The sequence below is a fragment of the Pseudomonas sp. LAMO17WK12:I1 genome (assembly GCF_900177315.1).
GTDB lineage: Bacteria > Pseudomonadota > Gammaproteobacteria > Pseudomonadales > Pseudomonadaceae > Aquipseudomonas > Aquipseudomonas marginalis.
Map to the genome: position 1 here is coordinate 93,965 of NZ_FWZV01000007.1, position 16,043 is coordinate 110,007.

16 protein-coding genes are annotated in these 16,043 nt (G+C 62.2%); 7 read left to right on the plus strand and 9 right to left on the minus strand.

The annotated features are described in order from the left end of the window. Positions 1 to 55: 55 nt before the first annotated feature. Both ppk1 and hemB read right to left on the minus strand, forming a co-directional pair. The gene (ppk1, locus tag B9N88_RS14860; RefSeq protein ID WP_027608351.1) at positions 56 to 2,281 is read right to left on the minus strand and encodes a polyphosphate kinase 1; all 2,226 of its coding nucleotides are present in this window, start codon (positions 2,279 to 2,281) and stop codon (positions 56 to 58) included. 18 nt (positions 2,282 to 2,299) lie between these two features. Next, positions 2,300 to 3,313, minus strand: coding sequence for a porphobilinogen synthase (gene hemB / locus B9N88_RS14865; protein WP_027608350.1), 1,014 nt, complete (start codon positions 3,311 to 3,313; stop codon positions 2,300 to 2,302). 208 nt (positions 3,314 to 3,521) lie between these two features. Between hemB and B9N88_RS14870 the strand changes: the two genes are divergently transcribed. Further along, positions 3,522 to 4,160, plus strand: a complete 639-nt coding sequence (locus B9N88_RS14870; protein ID WP_027608349.1) for a DedA family protein — start codon at positions 3,522 to 3,524, stop codon at positions 4,158 to 4,160. Here the strand turns inward: B9N88_RS14870 and B9N88_RS14875 are convergent. Beyond that, positions 4,141 to 5,376, minus strand: coding sequence for a sterol desaturase family protein (locus tag B9N88_RS14875; protein WP_027608348.1), 1,236 nt, complete (start codon positions 5,374 to 5,376; stop codon positions 4,141 to 4,143). The two genes, B9N88_RS14870 and B9N88_RS14875, sit on opposite strands and share 20 nt — an antisense overlap. 116 nt (positions 5,377 to 5,492) lie before the next feature. On the opposite strand from B9N88_RS14875, the gene elbB reads away from it, so the two are divergent. Further along, positions 5,493 to 6,158: an isoprenoid biosynthesis glyoxalase ElbB gene (elbB, locus tag B9N88_RS14880; RefSeq protein ID WP_027608347.1), complete on the plus strand. Its 666-nt coding sequence runs from the start codon at positions 5,493 to 5,495 to the stop codon at positions 6,156 to 6,158. Positions 6,159 to 6,187: 29 nt separating this feature from the next. Here elbB and B9N88_RS14885 read toward each other — a convergent pair whose 3' ends face one another. Further along, a complete protein-coding gene (locus tag B9N88_RS14885) occupies positions 6,188 to 6,643 on the minus strand; it encodes a YaiI/YqxD family protein (RefSeq protein WP_027608346.1) in 456 nt (151 codons plus the stop codon). A gap of 1 nt (position 6,644) precedes the next feature. Then, a complete protein-coding gene (locus B9N88_RS14890) occupies positions 6,645 to 8,540 on the minus strand; it encodes a cytochrome c/FTR1 family iron permease (protein ID WP_027608345.1) in 1,896 nt (631 codons plus the stop codon). A gap of 268 nt (positions 8,541 to 8,808) precedes the next feature. On the opposite strand from B9N88_RS14890, the gene B9N88_RS14895 reads away from it, so the two are divergent. From B9N88_RS14895 to B9N88_RS14910, 4 genes are read left to right on the plus strand one after another with little or no spacing between them, the layout of a single operon-like run. Then, the gene (locus B9N88_RS14895) at positions 8,809 to 10,203 is read left to right on the plus strand and encodes a COG3014 family protein (RefSeq protein ID WP_027608344.1); all 1,395 of its coding nucleotides are present in this window, start codon (positions 8,809 to 8,811) and stop codon (positions 10,201 to 10,203) included. Positions 10,204 to 10,213: 10 nt separating this feature from the next. Continuing rightward, positions 10,214 to 10,585, plus strand: a complete 372-nt coding sequence (locus B9N88_RS14900) for a YcfL family putative periplasmic lipoprotein (protein ID WP_027608343.1) — start codon at positions 10,214 to 10,216, stop codon at positions 10,583 to 10,585. 35 nt (positions 10,586 to 10,620) lie between these two features. Then, positions 10,621 to 11,208 (plus strand): penicillin-binding protein activator LpoB, encoded by a 588-nt coding sequence (gene lpoB / locus B9N88_RS14905; protein WP_027608342.1) that lies wholly within the window; start codon positions 10,621 to 10,623, stop codon positions 11,206 to 11,208. Between the two features lie 3 nt (positions 11,209 to 11,211). Further along, on the plus strand, positions 11,212 to 11,952 hold the full coding sequence (locus tag B9N88_RS14910; RefSeq protein WP_027608341.1) for a hypothetical protein: 741 nt from the start codon (positions 11,212 to 11,214) through the stop codon (positions 11,950 to 11,952). Positions 11,953 to 12,088: 136 nt separating this feature from the next. Here the strand turns inward: B9N88_RS14910 and B9N88_RS14915 are convergent, their stop codons facing one another. From B9N88_RS14915 to B9N88_RS14925, 3 genes are all read right to left on the minus strand, one after another. Beyond that, a complete protein-coding gene (locus B9N88_RS14915) occupies positions 12,089 to 12,721 on the minus strand; it encodes a LysE family transporter (protein WP_027608340.1) in 633 nt (210 codons plus the stop codon). Positions 12,722 to 12,812: 91 nt separating this feature from the next. Beyond that, positions 12,813 to 13,385 (minus strand): mechanosensitive ion channel family protein, encoded by a 573-nt coding sequence (locus tag B9N88_RS14920; protein WP_027608339.1) that lies wholly within the window; start codon positions 13,383 to 13,385, stop codon positions 12,813 to 12,815. Then, positions 13,385 to 15,295 carry an ATP-binding cassette domain-containing protein gene (locus B9N88_RS14925; RefSeq protein ID WP_027608338.1) on the minus strand — a complete coding sequence of 637 codons (1,911 nt, stop codon included), beginning with the start codon at positions 15,293 to 15,295 and terminating at the stop codon, positions 13,385 to 13,387. Before B9N88_RS14925 ends, B9N88_RS14920 begins: the two co-directional genes overlap by 1 nt. A 50-nt stretch (positions 15,296 to 15,345) precedes the next feature. On the opposite strand from B9N88_RS14925, the gene B9N88_RS14930 reads away from it, so the two are divergent. Then, positions 15,346 to 15,810 carry a TIGR02444 family protein gene (locus B9N88_RS14930; protein ID WP_027608337.1) on the plus strand — a complete coding sequence of 155 codons (465 nt, stop codon included), beginning with the start codon at positions 15,346 to 15,348 and terminating at the stop codon, positions 15,808 to 15,810. Here B9N88_RS14930 and B9N88_RS33280 read toward each other — a convergent pair. Continuing rightward, positions 15,807 to 16,043, minus strand: a 237-nt coding sequence (locus B9N88_RS33280; protein WP_218191466.1) for a hypothetical protein, incomplete at its 5' end; no start/stop codon positions are given. The genes B9N88_RS14930 and B9N88_RS33280 overlap by 4 nt on opposite strands.

Below are 16,043 nucleotides of genomic sequence, written 5' to 3' on the forward strand. Positions count from 1 at the left end.
GAACCACCGCAATCGGGAGCAAGCCCCCTCCCACATTTTCAGAGCGTGTTGTCTATTAGTTCACCGACAGAATCGGGCTACCCAACTTCTCCAGCAACGTCGCCTGGGCACTGCGCGGGTTCTGGTTGCCGGTCGGCGTGTTACGCACGTAACGGCCATCCGACTGCAGGCTCCAGCTGTGGGTGTTATCGGTGAGGTAGCTTTCCAGCTCCTTCTTGACCCGCATGATCAGCTTCTTGCCCTCGACCGGGAAGCAGGTCTCCACACGCTTGTCGAGGTTGCGCTCCATCCAGTCGGCACTGGAGAGGAACATCTGCTCCTCGCCGCCGTTAAGGAAGTAGAACACCCGCGTGTGTTCCAGGAAGCGGCCGATGATCGAGCGCACATGGATGTTATGCGACACGCCGACAATGCCCGGACGCAGGCAGCACATGCCGCGCACCACCAGGTCGATACGCACGCCGGACTGGCTGGCCTTGTACAGCGCGCGGATGATCTTCGGATCGGTCAGAGAGTTGAACTTGGCGATGATGTGCGCCGGTTTGCCCTCGAGGGCGAACTGGGTCTCGCGGGCAATCATATCGAGCATGCCCTTCTTGAGGGTGAACGGCGCGTGCAGCAGCTTCTTCATGCGCAAGGTCTTGCCCATGCCGATCAATTGGCTGAACAACTTGCCGACGTCCTCACACAAGGCGTCGTCGGAAGTCAGCAAGCTGTAGTCGGTATAGAGCTTGGCGTTGCCGGCGTGGTAGTTGCCGGTACCCAGGTGGGCGTAACGCACGATCTCACCAGCTTCGCGGCGCAGGATCAGCATCATCTTGGCGTGGGTCTTGAAGCCAACCACACCATAGATCACTACCGCGCCGGCCGCTTGCAGGCGGCTGGCCAGTTGCAGGTTGGACTCTTCGTCAAAGCGTGCGCGCAACTCGATCACCGCAGTGACTTCCTTGCCGTTGCGCGCAGCGTCTACCAGCGCGTCGACGATTTCCGAGTTGGCACCGGAACGGTACAGGGTCTGGCGCACGGCCAATACGTGCGGGTCCTTGGCGGCCTGGCGCAGCAGATCGACCACCGGGGTGAAGGACTCGAACGGGTGCAGCAGCAGGATGTCCTGCTTGCTCACCACGCTGAAGATGTTCTCGCTGTTTTGCAGCAGTTTCGGGATCTGCGGGGTGAACGGGGTGTATTGCAGCTCCGGATGGCTGTCCAGGCCGGTGATGCTGAACAGGCGCGTGAGGTTCACCGGGCCATTGACCTGGTACAGCTCGGTCTCGCCCAGGTTGAACTGCTTGAGCAGGTAGTCCGACAGGTGTTTCGGGCAGGTGTCGGCCACTTCCAGGCGTACCGCATCCCCGTAGCGCCGCGAGAACAGCTCGCCGCGCAGGGCACGGGCCAAGTCTTCGACGTCTTCGGAATCCAGCGCCAGGTCGGCGTTACGGGTCAGGCGGAACTGGTAGCAGCCCTTGACCTTCATGCCTTGGAACAGGTCATCGGCGTGGGCGTGGATCATCGACGACAGGAATACATAGTTGTCGCCAGCGCCCCCCACCTCTTCGGGTACCTTGATAATCCGTGGCAGCAAGCGTGGCGCCGGGATGATCGCCAGGCCCGAATCGCGACCGAAGGCGTCGATCCCTTCCAGCTCGACGATGAAGTTCAGGCTCTTGTTCACCAGCAGCGGGAACGGGTGCGTCGGGTCCAGGCCGATCGGCGTGATGATCGGCGCGATTTCGTCGCGGAAGTAGCGACGCACCCAGGTCTTGATCTTGGTGGTCCAGTGGCGGCGACGGATGAAGCGAACCTGATGCTTTTCCAGTTCCGGCAGCAGGATGTCATTGAGGATCGCATACTGGCGATCCACATGACCGTGCACCAGCTCGCTGATGCGCGCCAGCGCCTGGTGCGGCTGCAGGCCGTCCGCGCCAGCTTGTTCACGGGCGAAGGTGATCTGTTTCTTGAGGCCGGCGACGCGGATCTCGAAGAACTCATCCAGGTTGCTGGAGAAAATCAGCAGGAATTTCAGGCGTTCCAGCAACGGGTAGGACTCATCCAGTGCCTGTTCAAGCACGCGGATGTTGAATTGCAGTTGTGACAGCTCGCGGTGGATGTACAGGCTGCTGTCATCCAGGTTGGTCACCACGGCGGCCACCGGGGCCGGGGCTGGCGCTTCGGCTACCACCACAGGCGCGGCCGGCTCGTGCTCCGGCGGGGTCTCGGTGACTTGTTCCACCACCGGGTGAGCGTCTTTTACGGCAACTTCGGAAAGTCCTTCGGTATTCATCGAATGTTCCTGTGAGGGCTATTGTTGCTCTCTAAGCAATTGGGCGGCGCGGGCGGCGAAATAGGTCAGGATGCCATCAGCCCCGGCACGTTTAAAGGCCGTCAAGGATTCTAGGATTACCCCTTCACTCAACCAGCCATTTTGGATTGCAGCCATGTGCATGGCGTATTCGCCACTGACCTGATACACAAAGGTCGGCACTTTGAATTCCTCTTTGACCCGGTAAAGGATGTCCAGGTACGGCATCCCCGGCTTGACCATCACCATGTCGGCGCCTTCGGCCAAATCCGCCGCCACTTCGTGCAAGGCTTCATGGCTGTTGGCCGGGTCCATCTGGTACGAAGCCTTGTTGGCCTTGCCCAGGTTCAGCGCCGAGCCCACCGCATCGCGAAACGGGCCGTAGTAGGCGCTGGCGTACTTGGCCGAGTAGGCCATGATCCGCACATTGACGTGGCCGGCCAGTTCCAGGGCTTCGCGAATCGCCTGGATGCGGCCGTCCATCATGTCCGACGGCGCAACCACCTGGGCGCCTGCTGCCGCATGGGACAACGCCTGCTTGACCAGCGCATCGACGGTAATGTCGTTCTGAACATAGCCGTCTTCGTCAAGAATGCCATCCTGCCCGTGGGTAGTGAACGGGTCCAACGCCACGTCGGTGATCACCCCCAGCTCCGGGAAACGCTCGCGCAGGGCGCGGGTGGCGCGCTGGGCGATACCGTCCGGGTTCCAGGCTTCGGCAGCATCAAGGGACTTGAGTTCAGACGGCGTGACCGGAAACAACGCCAACGCCGGAATCCCCAGGTCGACCCAGCCCGCCGCCTCTTCAAGCAGCAGATCAATGGTCAGACGCTCTACACCCGGCATCGACGATACCGCTTCCCGGCGACTTTCACCGTCGAGTAAAAACACCGGCAGGATCAGATCATCCGTCGTCAGTACGTTTTCACGAACCAGGCGGCGAGAAAAATCATCACGGCGATTACGGCGCAGGCGGGTAGCAGGGAACAGGCGATTGGCAGGGGTAAAGCTCACGACAGACTCCTGAGCCCGGGTTCACGGGCGAGCGTTGCAGTTATAAGCGGGCATTATGACGAAGGTATGACAGTTGTGCTTAACGATGCGACCTGTAGTCGCATTCGTCGGTTAATGTAGGAATTGTTCACTTCGTGACACATCTCGATACTTTCATGAATGTTCACGAAGGCGTAGGCTGCGCGTTCATTTCGCCAGCACCCAGACCATGCTTCAACAATTTCTGCATGACTTCGGCTACTTTGCCCTCTTCCTAGGCACGTTCTTCGAAGGCGAAACCATCCTGGTTCTCGCAGGCTTCCTGGCGTTCCGTGGGTACATGGATATCAACCTGGTGGTGGTCGTTGCCTTCTTGGGCAGCTACGCCGGCGACCAGCTTTGGTATTACATGGGGCGCAAGCACGGCCGCAAACTGTTGGCGCGCAAGCCGCGCTGGCAATTGATGGGCGACAAGGCCCTGGAACATATCCGCAGGCACCCGGATATCTGGGTGCTGAGCTTCCGCTTTGTCTACGGCTTACGCACGGTAATGCCCGTTGCGATCGGCCTGTCAGGCTACCCGCCACTGCGCTACCTGATCCTCAACGGTATTGGTGCTGCAATCTGGGCGGCGGCCCTGGGCGCGGCGGCCTATCACTTCGGCGCGGTGCTGGAAGGCATGCTGGGCAGCGTCAAGAAGTACGAGCTGTGGGTGCTGGGCGCCTTGCTGCTGCTGGGCTTTGGCCTGTGGCTGCGCCGCCGCTTCAAGAATGCCCGTATCGCCCGCCAGGCCTGTGCCGATGCCAAGGCGCGGCTCGCCGCCGCCGAGCCCGTCCCGGTAGAAGCGCCTAAGACACCAGTCGAGTAAGCCGGCCCCTGCAACAGTAGAGGCCAATCACGCTGAGCAGGCTGTAGCTCACCAGGCCCAGCCAGCCCAGGTTGCTGGCCGGCCACAGCCCGACCACCGGCGCCAGCCACACCAACGGCACATTCAGCGCCAGGCGTGTCAGCTCTGCCTTTAACGCCCACGGGCGATTCTCCAGGGCCACCCCCAGGGTAAACAATCCAAGCGCCATCGCCCCCCAGCCGACAACCAGCGCTGCACTGGGCAGGCCCTCGCCGACATTCATCAAATAGCTGCCAAACCCCACATACGCCGCGAACTGCAGGGCAATGTAGACCTGTTGGCGCGCGTCCAGCGGCACGTCGAATTTGCGGAACTGGCTCAAATCCGTCTTGGCCACGGGGTATTTGGCCTTCACGTCCGCCGGGCGCCAACCGGTGCGCATGAACCAGATGCGCAGCTTGTCCCACTTACTTTCGGTACGCCGCGCATCACGCCAAAGCTGTGCATAAAACTGCAGGTTGGCCCATAACGGATTCCAGCTGGCCAAGGGTGTGGTCACGCCGAAGATCACCGGCTCGTTGTCGTCTTCTTCCTGGAAGGTGCCGAACAGCCGGTCCCAAAGAATGAACACACCGCCATAGTTGCGATCCATGTAGAGAGCGTTCTGTGCATGGTGGGCCCGATGATTGGAGGGCGTGACGAAAAACCACTCGAACCAGCCAAGCTTGGGCACGTGCCGGGTATGCACCCAGAATTGATACAGGAGGTTGAGGGACGCCACGCTGATAAACACCACCAGCGGCACGCCAAGCACGGCCAGGGGCAGGTAGAAGATCCAGCTCAGCAGGAAGCCGGTGCTGGTCTGGCGCAGGGCGGTGCTGAGGTTGTAGTCCTCGCTCTGGTGATGCACCGAGTGCGCGGCCCACAGGATGTTGCGCTCGTGCCCCATCCGGTGCAGCCAGTAGTAGCAGAAGTCGTAGAACACAAAGGCGAACACCCAGGTCCAGGCGCTGTGGGCAGGCAGTTCGATCAACGCCAGGTGCTTGAGGGCGAACGCGTAGGTCAGCAGCCCCACCCCCTTGGTCAACAGCCCGGTGGTGGTGGACAGCACGCCGGTGCTGAGGCTGTTGATGGCGTCCGCCACCCGGTAGTTGCGCTGACCACGCCAGCGGTCGGCGAGCAGCTCCACCACAATCAAGGCAATGAAAAACGGTACCGCGTAAGGCACGAAGTCCATGGTCTGGTCCGGTCTATTTTTGTTACATCAAGATTAGGTGCAGCGGCGCGAGATCCCATTGGCAACAGGTGACAAATTAGTAGACATTTAACGCCAAGACTCCAGGAGAAATGCCCATGAGCAAAAAGATTGCAGTGATCCTTTCCGGCTGCGGCGTGTACGACGGCGCAGAGATCCACGAAAGCGTGATCACCCTGCTGCGCCTGGATCAGCGCGGCGCTCAGGTCCAATGTTTTGCACCCGATATTGCCCAGTTACACGTGATCAACCACCTGACCGGCGAGGAGATGCCCGAGTCGCGCAATGTGCTGGTGGAGTCGGCCCGCATTGCCCGGGGCGAGGTCAAGGATATTCGAGACGCCAACGCCGACGAGTTCGATGCGCTGATCGTACCCGGTGGGTTTGGTGCGGCGAAGAACCTGTCGAACTTTGCCGTCGAGGGCGCGGGTTGCAGCGTCAACCCGCAGGTGCTGGAACTGGCCGAAGCCTTTGCCGAAGCGGGCAAGCCGGTGGGGCTGATCTGCATCTCGCCGGCCCTGGCCGCGAAGATCTACGGCCCGGGCGTGACCTGCACCATCGGCAATGACACCGACACTGCCGCAGCCCTGGACAAGATGGGCGCCACCCACCAGGAATGCAGCGTGGAAGACATTGTCGAGGACACCGCACGCAAGTTGGTCAGTACGCCCGCCTATATGCTCGGCAAGAGCATCAGTGAAGTGGCCTCAGGCATCAACAAGCTGGTGGACCGGGTGCTGGAGCTGACCCACGAGAACGATTAGTGGGGATGCCGGGCTCCCTCTCCAACGGATCAGGACTGGCGCATTAACCGCGTCAGTATCCTGTCGAGTGAGTTGGCAAACGCCTGCTTGTCCTTCTCCCCATGGGGCGGCGGTCCACCGCCCATCTGGCCCTGCTCGCGCAGGTCGGCAAACAGGTTGCGCACCGCCAATCGCTCACTCATGTTCGCCGGGCTGAACTCCTTGCCCCGAGGGTCGAGGGCCGTGACGCCCTTCTTCACCAGGCGGTCGGCCAGGGGCACATCGCTGCAGATCACCAGTTCGCCGGGCACTGCGTGCTCCACCAGATAGTCATCTGCTGCGTCCGGACCGCTGGGCACCACGATCAACTTCACGCACGAGAAGCTCGGCTTGATCTGGCTTTGGCCGGCCACCAGGACGACCTCGAACTGGCGCTTGAGGGCGAACTTCACCACCTGGTCCTTGGCGGCCCGGGGGCAGGCGTCTGCATCGATCCATACGCGCATGTTATGCCGCCACTCGCTGCTTTTCTGCCAGCCGGCTGCGGCCGTAGAGCACCACAATGGCCAGGATCGCCACGGCCTGTGCGCTCAACGAGTACGCATCGGCGTGGATGCCCAGCCAGTCGAAGTCAAAGAACGCCACCGGCCGCGTGCCGAAGATGCCGGCTTCCTGCAACGCCTTGACGCCATGCCCGGCGAACACCACCGACAACGCGCACAGCAGCCCCGCATTGATGCCGAAAAACAGCGCCAGCGGCAGTTTCGCCGAACCGCGCAGGATCACCCAGGCCAGGCCCACCAGCAGCACCAACGCCGTGGCACCACCCGCCAGCACCGCGTTGTGCCCGGCCGGGCCCGCTTGCAGCCACAGGGTTTCGTAGAACAGGATCACTTCGAACAGCTCGCGGTAGACCGAGAAGAACGCCAATATCGCAAAACCGAAACGCCCACCGCCGCCCACCAGGCTGCTCTTGATGTAGTCCTGCCACGCTGCGGCATGGCGGCGGTCGTGCATCCATACGCCAAGCCACAGCACCATCACACTGGCGAACAGCGCCGTGCAGCCTTCGAGCAATTCGCGCTGGGCGCCGCTGACGTCAATCACATACGCCGCCAACGCCCAGGTGGCCAAGCCGGCCAAGAGCGCCAGGCCCCAGCCGACGTTGACGCTGCGCACCGCCGATTGCTGGCCGGTGTTGCGCAGGAATGCCAGGATCGCCGCCAGCACCAGGATCGCTTCCAGGCCTTCACGCAGCAGGATCAGCAGACCGGAAATGTAGCTCAACGACCAGCTCAAGCCATCGCTGCCCAGCAAGCCTGCGGACTCCGTGAGCTTGCCCTTGGCCACGTCCAGGCGCTGCTGCACCTGCTCGATCGGCAGACCGTCCTGTAACGACTGCCGGTAAGCCATCAGGGCCTTCTCGGTGTCCTTACGCACGTTGGCATCGACGTTATCCAGTGAGCTTTCCACCAGCTCAAAGCCTTCCAGGTACGCCGCCACCGACAAGTCATAGGCTTGCTCGTGGTCACCGCTACGGAACGCCGCGAGGCTCTTGTCCAGGGTGCTCGCGGTGTAATCGAGCAACTGCGCCGGGCCACGCTTGACCTGCGGCGGTTGCGCACGCTGGGCGCGGAAGGTCGCGGCAGCGGTTGGGCCGTTTGCGGCCAGCACTTCATTAGGCGTCTGGCGGGCCAGGTCGGCGAGGTTGAAGGGCTGCTCGCTTTTCGCCGCAGCCGGGTCGGCGGTGAAGCCGGCGATGTAGGTGGCCAGGTCCCAACGCTGGCGGTCGTCCAGTTGGTCGGCGAAGGACGGCATGTCAGTGCCTTCGACACCCAGGCCCAGGGTGTTGTAGATCGCGTAGAGGCTCAGGCGATCCAGGCGCGCAGCATCCGTCAAGTTGGCCGGAGGCGGCGTCATCCCCACGCCGGCCGGACCATCGCCGGCACCGGCAGTGCCATGGCACACCGAACAGTGCTGGGCGTAGAGCGGTGCGCCGCGCGTCGGGTCGGGCGTGATGGCCGGGGCTTGGCTGACTTCATACGCGACTGCCAGCTTGGCGCCCAACTGGCGGGCCTGGCGAGCGACGGTCGCGCCGTCTGCATGAGCGGTGACAGCCGCCAGCAGTTCCTCGACCCCCTTCACCAGTTCCGCGCGCTCGGGCTTTTGCGGCAAATCAGCCACCAACCCCTGCAAGACCCCAAGAAACTCCACCTGCTCGCGGTATTCCGAATCATCCACCACCTTGCCCGCCTCTACCGTCGGTGGGTAGTCGGCGCCAATGTAGTCCAGCAGATGCAGGGCTTGTGGAGCGCCCTCGGCAGTCGCGGCCAGCAGGTTGAAGCTGCACGACATCAATGCCGGCAACAGCAGCCAGGCGAGAAAACGGAAGGGCGCAATCATGAATGAATCTCAAGTGGAAATACGAAGTAACACATTGTTAAGCGTTAAAGGGTTTGACTCAAGGCGTTAGTGATTTGTCGTGTGGGCGGACGGGGCATTTTGGAGATGGGTTACTGGCATCGCTGTCAGCTCAATCGAGGCAAAAAGCCATTGTTTTGCCAGTAACGATGCTTATAATGCCGCGCCCTGTTAGTGCGAAAGGGAATTTCGTTCCTCGGTTTTATGAGGAATAACCATATTGGTTGACTACTTTCAGGGAAGAAGTGACATGGTTTTTCGCGCCTTACCTCCGCTCGCGCTCGCGGCAGTCACTTTGCTCAGCGGCTGTTCAATGTTCCGCAGCTACGACGCCGAGCTGCAAGCCACCAACCAGCAACTCGCCACCGGCAATGTCGACGCCGCCCTGACCCTGCTGGAAAAGAACAACACCGGCGAAGACAAAGACCTGCTGTATTTCTTCGAAAAGGGCGAGTTGCTGCGGGCCAAGGGCGACCTGACCGGCAGCCAGACCGCCTGGCGCAGCGCCGACCTGCAAGTCTACAAGTGGGAAGAGTCGGTCAAGTTCGACAGCGCAAAATACCTGTCCCAGTTCGGCAGCTTCCTGGCCAATGACAAGGTGCGTCGCTACGAAGGCTATGACTACGAAAAAGTCATGCTGACCACGCAGATGGCCCTGAACCTGCTGGCCTTGAACGACTTCGACGGCGCACGCACCGAAATCAAGAAGACCCACGAACGCGAAGCGGTGATCGCCGACCTGCGCGACAAGGAATACCTCAAGCGCGAAGACGAAGCCGAGCAACAGGGCGTGACCACCCAGATCAAGGACCTGCACGGCTACCCGGTGCAAGCCCTCGACGCGCCGGAGGTGGTCGGCCTGAAGAACAGCTACCAGAGTGCGTTCAGCCATTACCTGGCCGGCTTCGTCTACGAAGCCCTGGGCGAAAAAGACCTGGCCGCCCCCGGTTATCGCAAGGCCATCGAGCTGCGCCCTAACACGCCACTGCTGGAAAAAGCGCTGCTCGACCTGGACAAATCCAAGGTCGGCAGCGATGAAACCGACGTGCTGATCGTGGTGCAGAGCGGCCTCGCACCCGCCCGCGACTCGATCCGCCTGCCGCTGCCGATCCCGATCAATGGCAACCTGGTGATCACCCCGCTGTCGTTCCCGGTGATCAAGGCCGACACCTCCACGGCGACCGTTGCCCAGATCGGTGTCGACGGCCAGCAACAGAACCTCACGGCGCTCAACAGCACCACGGCCATGTCCCGCCGCGCCCTGCGTGATGACATGCCAGGCATCATCCTGCGCACTACCGTGCGTGCGGTAAGCCGTGGTGTGGCGCAGAACAACCTGAACAAGACCAACCCCATGGCAGGCCTGGTACTGGGTATCGCCTCGGCCGTGACCGAAGGCGCCGACACCCGCACCTGGCGCACCCTGCCGGACATGACCCAAGTCACGCGCCTGCGCCTCAAGCGTGGTGAACACCAGGTCAGCCTGCCCAACGCCCTGGGTGGCACGCTGGTAACGATCAAGGCCGACCAGCGCTACCAGGTGATCACCCTGCGCGTGGTCGGCAACCAAGTGTTCGCCGGTGGCCTCGCCGCCCATGTGCTGCCCGGCACGACAACCCAGGCCATCGCCCTCAAACAACCTTAAGGAGCACCCTATGCGTCACTTTATCCTCGGCGCACTGGCGCTGGTCCTGCTTGCCGGCTGCGCCACCCCGCCACCACCGGAACCTGGCAGCGCCGCGAGCAAGATCGTGGTGATGGGCAAGTTCAAGGGCATCGCGGTCGGCGCCATTCGTGTGGCCCGCGAGAACGGCTTCCTCACCACCAAGGTGCAATTGAGCAACATCACCAGCAGTAACCAGATGATGTATTACCGCTTCGCCTGGCTGGGCGCCGATGGTTTCCCGGTGGGCGATGAAGAGACCTGGAAAGTGCTGAACCTGTACGCCAACCAGGCGACCTTCCTGCCCGCCATTGCCAATGTGCCCCAGGCTGCGGACTTCCGCCTTGAAGTCAAAACCCCTTGAACCGTTCATTCATTTTGCTGCCGAGAGATTTCCCCATGCTTGCACGCTTCTCGATTCTCGCCGTGGTTGCCGTCCTGGCCAGCGGCTGCGCGAATACCTCCCCGGTACTGGGTGGTAAAAACATCAGCTACGGCGACACCAAGGCCGTGGAGCTGGTGACCAACGAGTTCGGCTCCACCGACCTGCAGATGATCGCCGAAAGCATGACCCGCTCCCTCGCCCAGTCCGGCATCCTGCAAGGCCGCCCGGTGGTGCAGGTGTATGACGTGAAGAACAAGACCAGCGAGTACATCGACACCCGTGAGATCACCACGTCGATCAAGACCCAGCTGATGAAGACCGGCACCGCACGCTTCGCCAGTGACAACACCGACATGCAAAGCCAGGTCGACCAGCTCAAGCTGCAGAACCAGAGCGGCTTGTACAAGAAGTCCAGCGTCAGCAAGACCGGCAACATGGTCGCGGCCAAGTACCGCCTGGAAGGCTCCATCAGTTCCATCGTCAAGCGCAGCTCGGACTACAAGGACGTGTTCTACAAGTTCAGCCTGCAACTGATCGACGTCGAGAGCGGCCTGGCCGAATGGATGGACGAAAAAGAAATCCGCAAGACCACGGAGCGCTAGGCAATGCGTGCATGGATTGGTTTGATCGGCCTGTTGTGCGCCTTTGGCGCCTCGGCTGCACCCAAGATCGCGGTGACCGACCTGGCCTACCAGGCGCAGGTCGAGGAGTACATCCACCAGGTTTCGGCCAGCAACAACTTCCAGGCAAGCAGCTACAACGCCAGCGGTGCATCGAACTACAGCGAGTACGAGAGCCGTAGCAGCTACATCGAACAAACCGAACTGCGCAAGTTCAGCGGTGATATCAAGGGGGAGATTCTCAAGTCCCGCCAGTTCCAGCTGGTGCAGGGCACGCCCTACACCGCCGATGCCAAGGGTGACGTCTATGACGTGATCAAGCGCATCAAGGCCGGTCACTTCAAGGGCGCGGACTATGTGCTGTTCGGTACGCTGTCAGACATCGACTTCACCCAGGACATCAACGCCCTGGACCACACCAACAGCTACTCGGCGGTGCTGGGCCTGACGCTGGTGGCGGATTTCAGCCTGATCAATACGCGCACCTACGAAATCACCTCGGCGTTTACCGCCATGGGCGAAGGCCAGGACACCAAGCTGGTGAACAGCCGCGACATACGCGTGAGCCTGAACCGGCCGCGGGTGGTGAAGGAAGTGTCGAAGGCGCTGGGTGAGGACGTCGCCAGGCAGTTGGCGGAACAGTTGGGCGGTGGGTATCAGGACCCGGGCCAGCCGGTGCCGCGCAACCACCTGCCACGGGATGAAGCGCCGAAGATCTTGCACTGAACGGTAATCCTCAAGGCAACACAAAACCAATGTGGGAGGGGGCTTGCCCCCGATAGCAGGGTGTCAGTCAGCCTAGCTGTAGCTGAGACACCGCCATCGGGGGCAAGCCCCCTCCCACACGTTCAAGTACCGAGGTTTACGCCGTTGCGCGATGCAAGCTGGCCAGGAAACCCGCAGCCCCCACGAACAACCCGGCAAACGTCCGGTTCACGCGCTTCTGCTGCTTGGGCGTGCGCAACAGGCGCAGCACTTTGGACGCCAACCCCGTATACCCCGCCATCACGATCATATCGACGCTGATCATCGTCGCACCGATGATCAGGTACTGCACCAGCAACGGCGCCTGGGGATTCACGAACTGCGGCAGCACCGCCAGCATGAACACCAGGGCCTTGGGGTTGCTGGCGTTGACCAGGAAACCACGGAACATCATCGCCATCGGCTTGCCGAGCGGGCGTATCGCCGCGTCATCGGCCATGTCCATGGGCAAGGCACGCCATTGCTTGACGGCCAGGTACACCAGGTACGCCACGCCAAACCACTTGATCGCATAGAACGCGGTCGACGACGCCGCCAGAATGGCACCCAAGCCGCCCGCTACCACGGCAATCTGCATGGCCAGGCCCAGTTGCAGGCCAATGGCGTTCCAGTAACCGCGCAGGAAGCCGTATTGCAGGCCACTGGACATCGAAGCGATGGCGCCGGCGCCAGGGGAAAGGGAGATGATCCAACTGGCCAGGAAAAAGGCCAGCCACGTGTCGAGTGCCATAGCACACCTCGGGGAAGAGTCAGCGATTGTCGGGCCTTAAGCTAACTCCGCCGAGCAGAGGCTGGCTATAGATTTTTACACGCGGTAAACGCTAGCGGTCGCCCGGGAACACATGGGTGCCGGGCCAACGCCGCACCGAGCGTTGGAAGAACAGGCTGTTAGGCACCTGTACGATGGCGCTGTCGGTGCCTGCGGCTTCCACTTCGATCAGTGTGGTGTAGAGCAAGTTGATTGCCACTACCCTGCCCTTCACGCCGGGCTTGTCGACGGTATCCACCAACTCGACGATGTCACCGAGGCGAAACGGTCCGACGGTAAAGATCAGGATCGCGCATAGCAGGTTGGACAACACCGACCACATGGCGAAGAACGCCACTGCCGCCACTGCGACAAACCCCGACAGCGCCGTCCACAGCACCGTAGCGGACACGCCCAGGCGCTCCAGCACAAAGATCAGCGCACTGCCCATGATCAACCAGCGCAGACCACCGCGCAGCGGCATCAGCAGTTGCGGCGGGAACGGGTAGCGCTCACCCAGGCGGGTCAGGCCTTTGGCGACGAATCGCTGGGCAACGTAACCGGCCAACAGGATCAGCAGGATTTGCACGCCGATCCACACAGGCTCGATCCATTGCGCCGGCAGCGGCAATTGCAACGCTTCCATCAGGACAGCGCCTCCAGCTCCGCTTGCAGGGTTTCCAGCAGTTCGAGGGCCTCCATCCAGGTTTCCTCCAATTGCCCTTCGCGCACCTTGAGCCTGGCCTGTTCGGCCAGCAGGTCGCGCAGCTCATCCTTGCGCGCAGCCTCGTACACGCCGCTGTCGCCCAGGCTGGTTTCGATCTTGGCCAGGCGCTCGTGGACCTTGCCCAACTCGGCCTCAAGCTTGTCGGCTTCGCGCTTGTGTGGCGCCAACTGCTGGCGCAGGGCGGCAGCGGCCTGGCGCTGGGCTTTCTTGTCGGTCTTGTCCGGGTTGACCGGGGTGTTGCTGACCGGCGCATTGCGCAGGCGGTAGTCCGTGAGCCAGCGTGCGTAGTCGTCCAGGTCACCGTCGAACTCTTCGACCTTGCCATCCGCTACCAGCAGGAAGTTGTCGGTGGTGCTCTTGAGCAAGTGGCGATCGTGAGACACCACCAATACTGCACCGCTGAACTCCTGCAAGGCCATGGTCAGCGCCAGGCGCATCTCCAGGTCGAGGTGGTTGGTCGGTTCGTCGAGCAGCAGCAGGTTCGGGCGGTCCCAGGCGATCAACGCCAGGGCCAGGCGGGCTTTTTCGCCGCCAGAGAAATTCAGCACCGGCTCATCGATGCGCGCGCCACGGAAGTCAAAGCCACCGAGGAAGTCGCGCAGGGTTTGCTCGCGCTCGGTCGGCGCCAGGCGTTGCAGGTGCAGCAGCGGGCTGGCCTTGGCGTCGAGGGAGTCCAACTGATGCTGGGCGAAGTAGCCCACCACCAGGTTCTCGCCACGGGTCAAACGACCGGCCAGGGGTTGCAGCTCGCCCGAGAGGTTCTTGATCAGCGTCGACTTGCCCGCGCCGTTCGGGCCGAGCAAACCGATGCGCGCACCCGGGGTGAGCTGCAGCTTGACCTTCTCCAGGATGGTTTTCTCTCCATACCCCAGGCGTGCATCCGAGAGGTCCAGCAACGGGCTGGAGATTTTCACTGATTCGCGGAACACAAAGTCGAACGGCGAATCGACGTGGGCCGCCGACAGTTCTTCCATGCGCTCCAGGGCCTTGATCCGGCTCTGGGCCTGGCGGGCCTTGGTGGCCTGGGCCTTGAACCGGGCGATGTAGCTTTCCATGTGCGCACGCTGCGCCTGCTGCTTCTCGAACGCCTGCTGCTGTTGGGCCAGGCGCTCGGCACGCGCCCGTTCGAACGCGGTGTAGCCGCCACGGTAGAGGGTGATCTTCTTCTGTTCGACGTGGGCGATGTTGTCGACCACGGCGTCGAGGAAGTCCCGGTCGTGGGAAATCAGCAGCAAAGTGCCCTGATAGCTCTTGAGGAAGTCCTCCAGCCACAGGATCGCATCGAGGTCCAAGTGGTTGGTCGGTTCGTCGAGCAGCAGCAGGTCCGAGGGGCACATCAGCGCCTGTGCCAGATTAAGGCGCATGCGCCAGCCACCGGAGAAATCGGCGACCGGACGATCCATCTGTTCGTTGGTGAAGCCAAGGCCGGCTAGCATCTTGCGGGCGCGGGCGTCGGCGGTGTAGCCGTCGGCGCTGTCGAGTTCCGCGTGCAGACGGGCCTGGGCGGCGCCGTCCTGGGCTTTCTCGGCCTCAGCCAGGTCGTGTTGCACCTGGCGCAGACGCAGGTCGCCATCGAGCACGTAGTCGATCGCGATGCGGTCCAGGGTGTCGATCTCCTGGCGCATATGGGCGATACGCCAGTCGGCCGGCAGCAAGCAGTCCCCGGAATCCGGGGTCAGCTCACCCAGCAACAGGGCGAACAACGTGGATTTGCCGGCGCCGTTGGCACCGATCAGGCCGGCTTTGTGACCGGCGTGCAGGGTCAGCTCGGCGTCTTCGAGAAGACGTTGCGGGCCACGCTGTAATGTTAGGCTTTGAAGTCGGATCATAATGGCGGCGGAGTCTACCAGCTTCGTTGGCCGCTGGCTTGGGTGTGAATATGAACGCTGACCTGTGGAGCTTTGCTCTCTCGACTTACGCCCGCCCGGGCGTCGAAGCCGCCTGCCTGCGCTTGCAGGAGCAAGGGGCGGACGTGTGCCTGTTGCTCTGCGGCGCGTGGCTGGAACAGCGGGGCGTGGCACTTGAGCCGGAGCGTATGCGCACCCTGCAACAGCTGGCCCGACCGTGGCAGGCGCAGGTGATCGAACCCTTGCGGCAGCTGCGTGTGCAATGGCGTGCCAAGGCGCAGCAGGATGAGCAACTGGCGACGCTGCGCGAACGGGTCAAAGCCCTGGAACTGGATGCCGAACGGCAATTGCTGACGCGCCTGGAAGCGTTGACGCAGGCATGGCCGAAAGTGGAGATGACTCAACCGCGGTGGCTGGAAGGACTGGCGGCTGAGGATGCCGCCAACCTTGACCATGACGCGCTGCAGCAGCTGCGCGTCATGATCACCGGCACTTAGGAAGCGCTGGTTGGGGTGGTGCTTGGCGCTACCGGTGCAGGGGTGCTGCTGGCCGATGCGGTCGGAGCGGTGGTCGCTGCCGGGGTAGCAGCAGGTGCTGCTGGCTTGGCCGGTGCTGGTTTCGCAGCAGCAGGCTTTGCGGCGGGCTTGGCGGCTGGTTTGGCGGCAGTGGTTTTAGCAGCTGGCTTCGCGGCCGGTTTTGCAGCAGCGGTTTTAGCAACTGGCTTCGCGGC

What these genes read in the sequence shown, in the direction of transcription:
- B9N88_RS14900 (WP_027608343.1), top strand. Translation starts at nt 10,214, where the DNA reads ATGCGTCACTTTATCCTCGGCGCACTGGCGCTGGTCCTGCTTGCCGGC.
- lpoB (WP_027608342.1), top strand. Translation starts at nt 10,621, where the DNA reads ATGCTTGCACGCTTCTCGATTCTCGCCGTGGTTGCCGTCCTGGCCAGC.
- B9N88_RS14925 (WP_027608338.1), bottom strand. Translation starts at nt 15,295, where the DNA reads ATGATCCGACTTCAAAGCCTAACATTACAGCGTGGCCCGCAACGTCTT.
- B9N88_RS14930 (WP_027608337.1), top strand. Translation starts at nt 15,346, where the DNA reads ATGAACGCTGACCTGTGGAGCTTTGCTCTCTCGACTTACGCCCGCCCG.
- B9N88_RS14890 (WP_027608345.1), bottom strand. Translation starts at nt 8,540, where the DNA reads ATGATTGCGCCCTTCCGTTTTCTCGCCTGGCTGCTGTTGCCGGCATTG.
- B9N88_RS14915 (WP_027608340.1), bottom strand. Translation starts at nt 12,721, where the DNA reads ATGGCACTCGACACGTGGCTGGCCTTTTTCCTGGCCAGTTGGATCATC.
- B9N88_RS14910 (WP_027608341.1), top strand. Translation starts at nt 11,212, where the DNA reads ATGCGTGCATGGATTGGTTTGATCGGCCTGTTGTGCGCCTTTGGCGCC.
- B9N88_RS14885 (WP_027608346.1), bottom strand. Translation starts at nt 6,643, where the DNA reads ATGCGCGTATGGATCGATGCAGACGCCTGCCCCCGGGCCGCCAAGGAC.
- B9N88_RS14875 (WP_027608348.1), bottom strand. Translation starts at nt 5,376, where the DNA reads ATGGACTTCGTGCCTTACGCGGTACCGTTTTTCATTGCCTTGATTGTG.
- B9N88_RS14920 (WP_027608339.1), bottom strand. Translation starts at nt 13,385, where the DNA reads ATGGAAGCGTTGCAATTGCCGCTGCCGGCGCAATGGATCGAGCCTGTG.
- B9N88_RS14870 (WP_027608349.1), top strand. Translation starts at nt 3,522, where the DNA reads ATGCTTCAACAATTTCTGCATGACTTCGGCTACTTTGCCCTCTTCCTA.
- elbB (WP_027608347.1), top strand. Translation starts at nt 5,493, where the DNA reads ATGAGCAAAAAGATTGCAGTGATCCTTTCCGGCTGCGGCGTGTACGAC.
- ppk1 (WP_027608351.1), bottom strand. Translation starts at nt 2,281, where the DNA reads ATGAATACCGAAGGACTTTCCGAAGTTGCCGTAAAAGACGCTCACCCG.
- B9N88_RS14895 (WP_027608344.1), top strand. Translation starts at nt 8,809, where the DNA reads ATGGTTTTTCGCGCCTTACCTCCGCTCGCGCTCGCGGCAGTCACTTTG.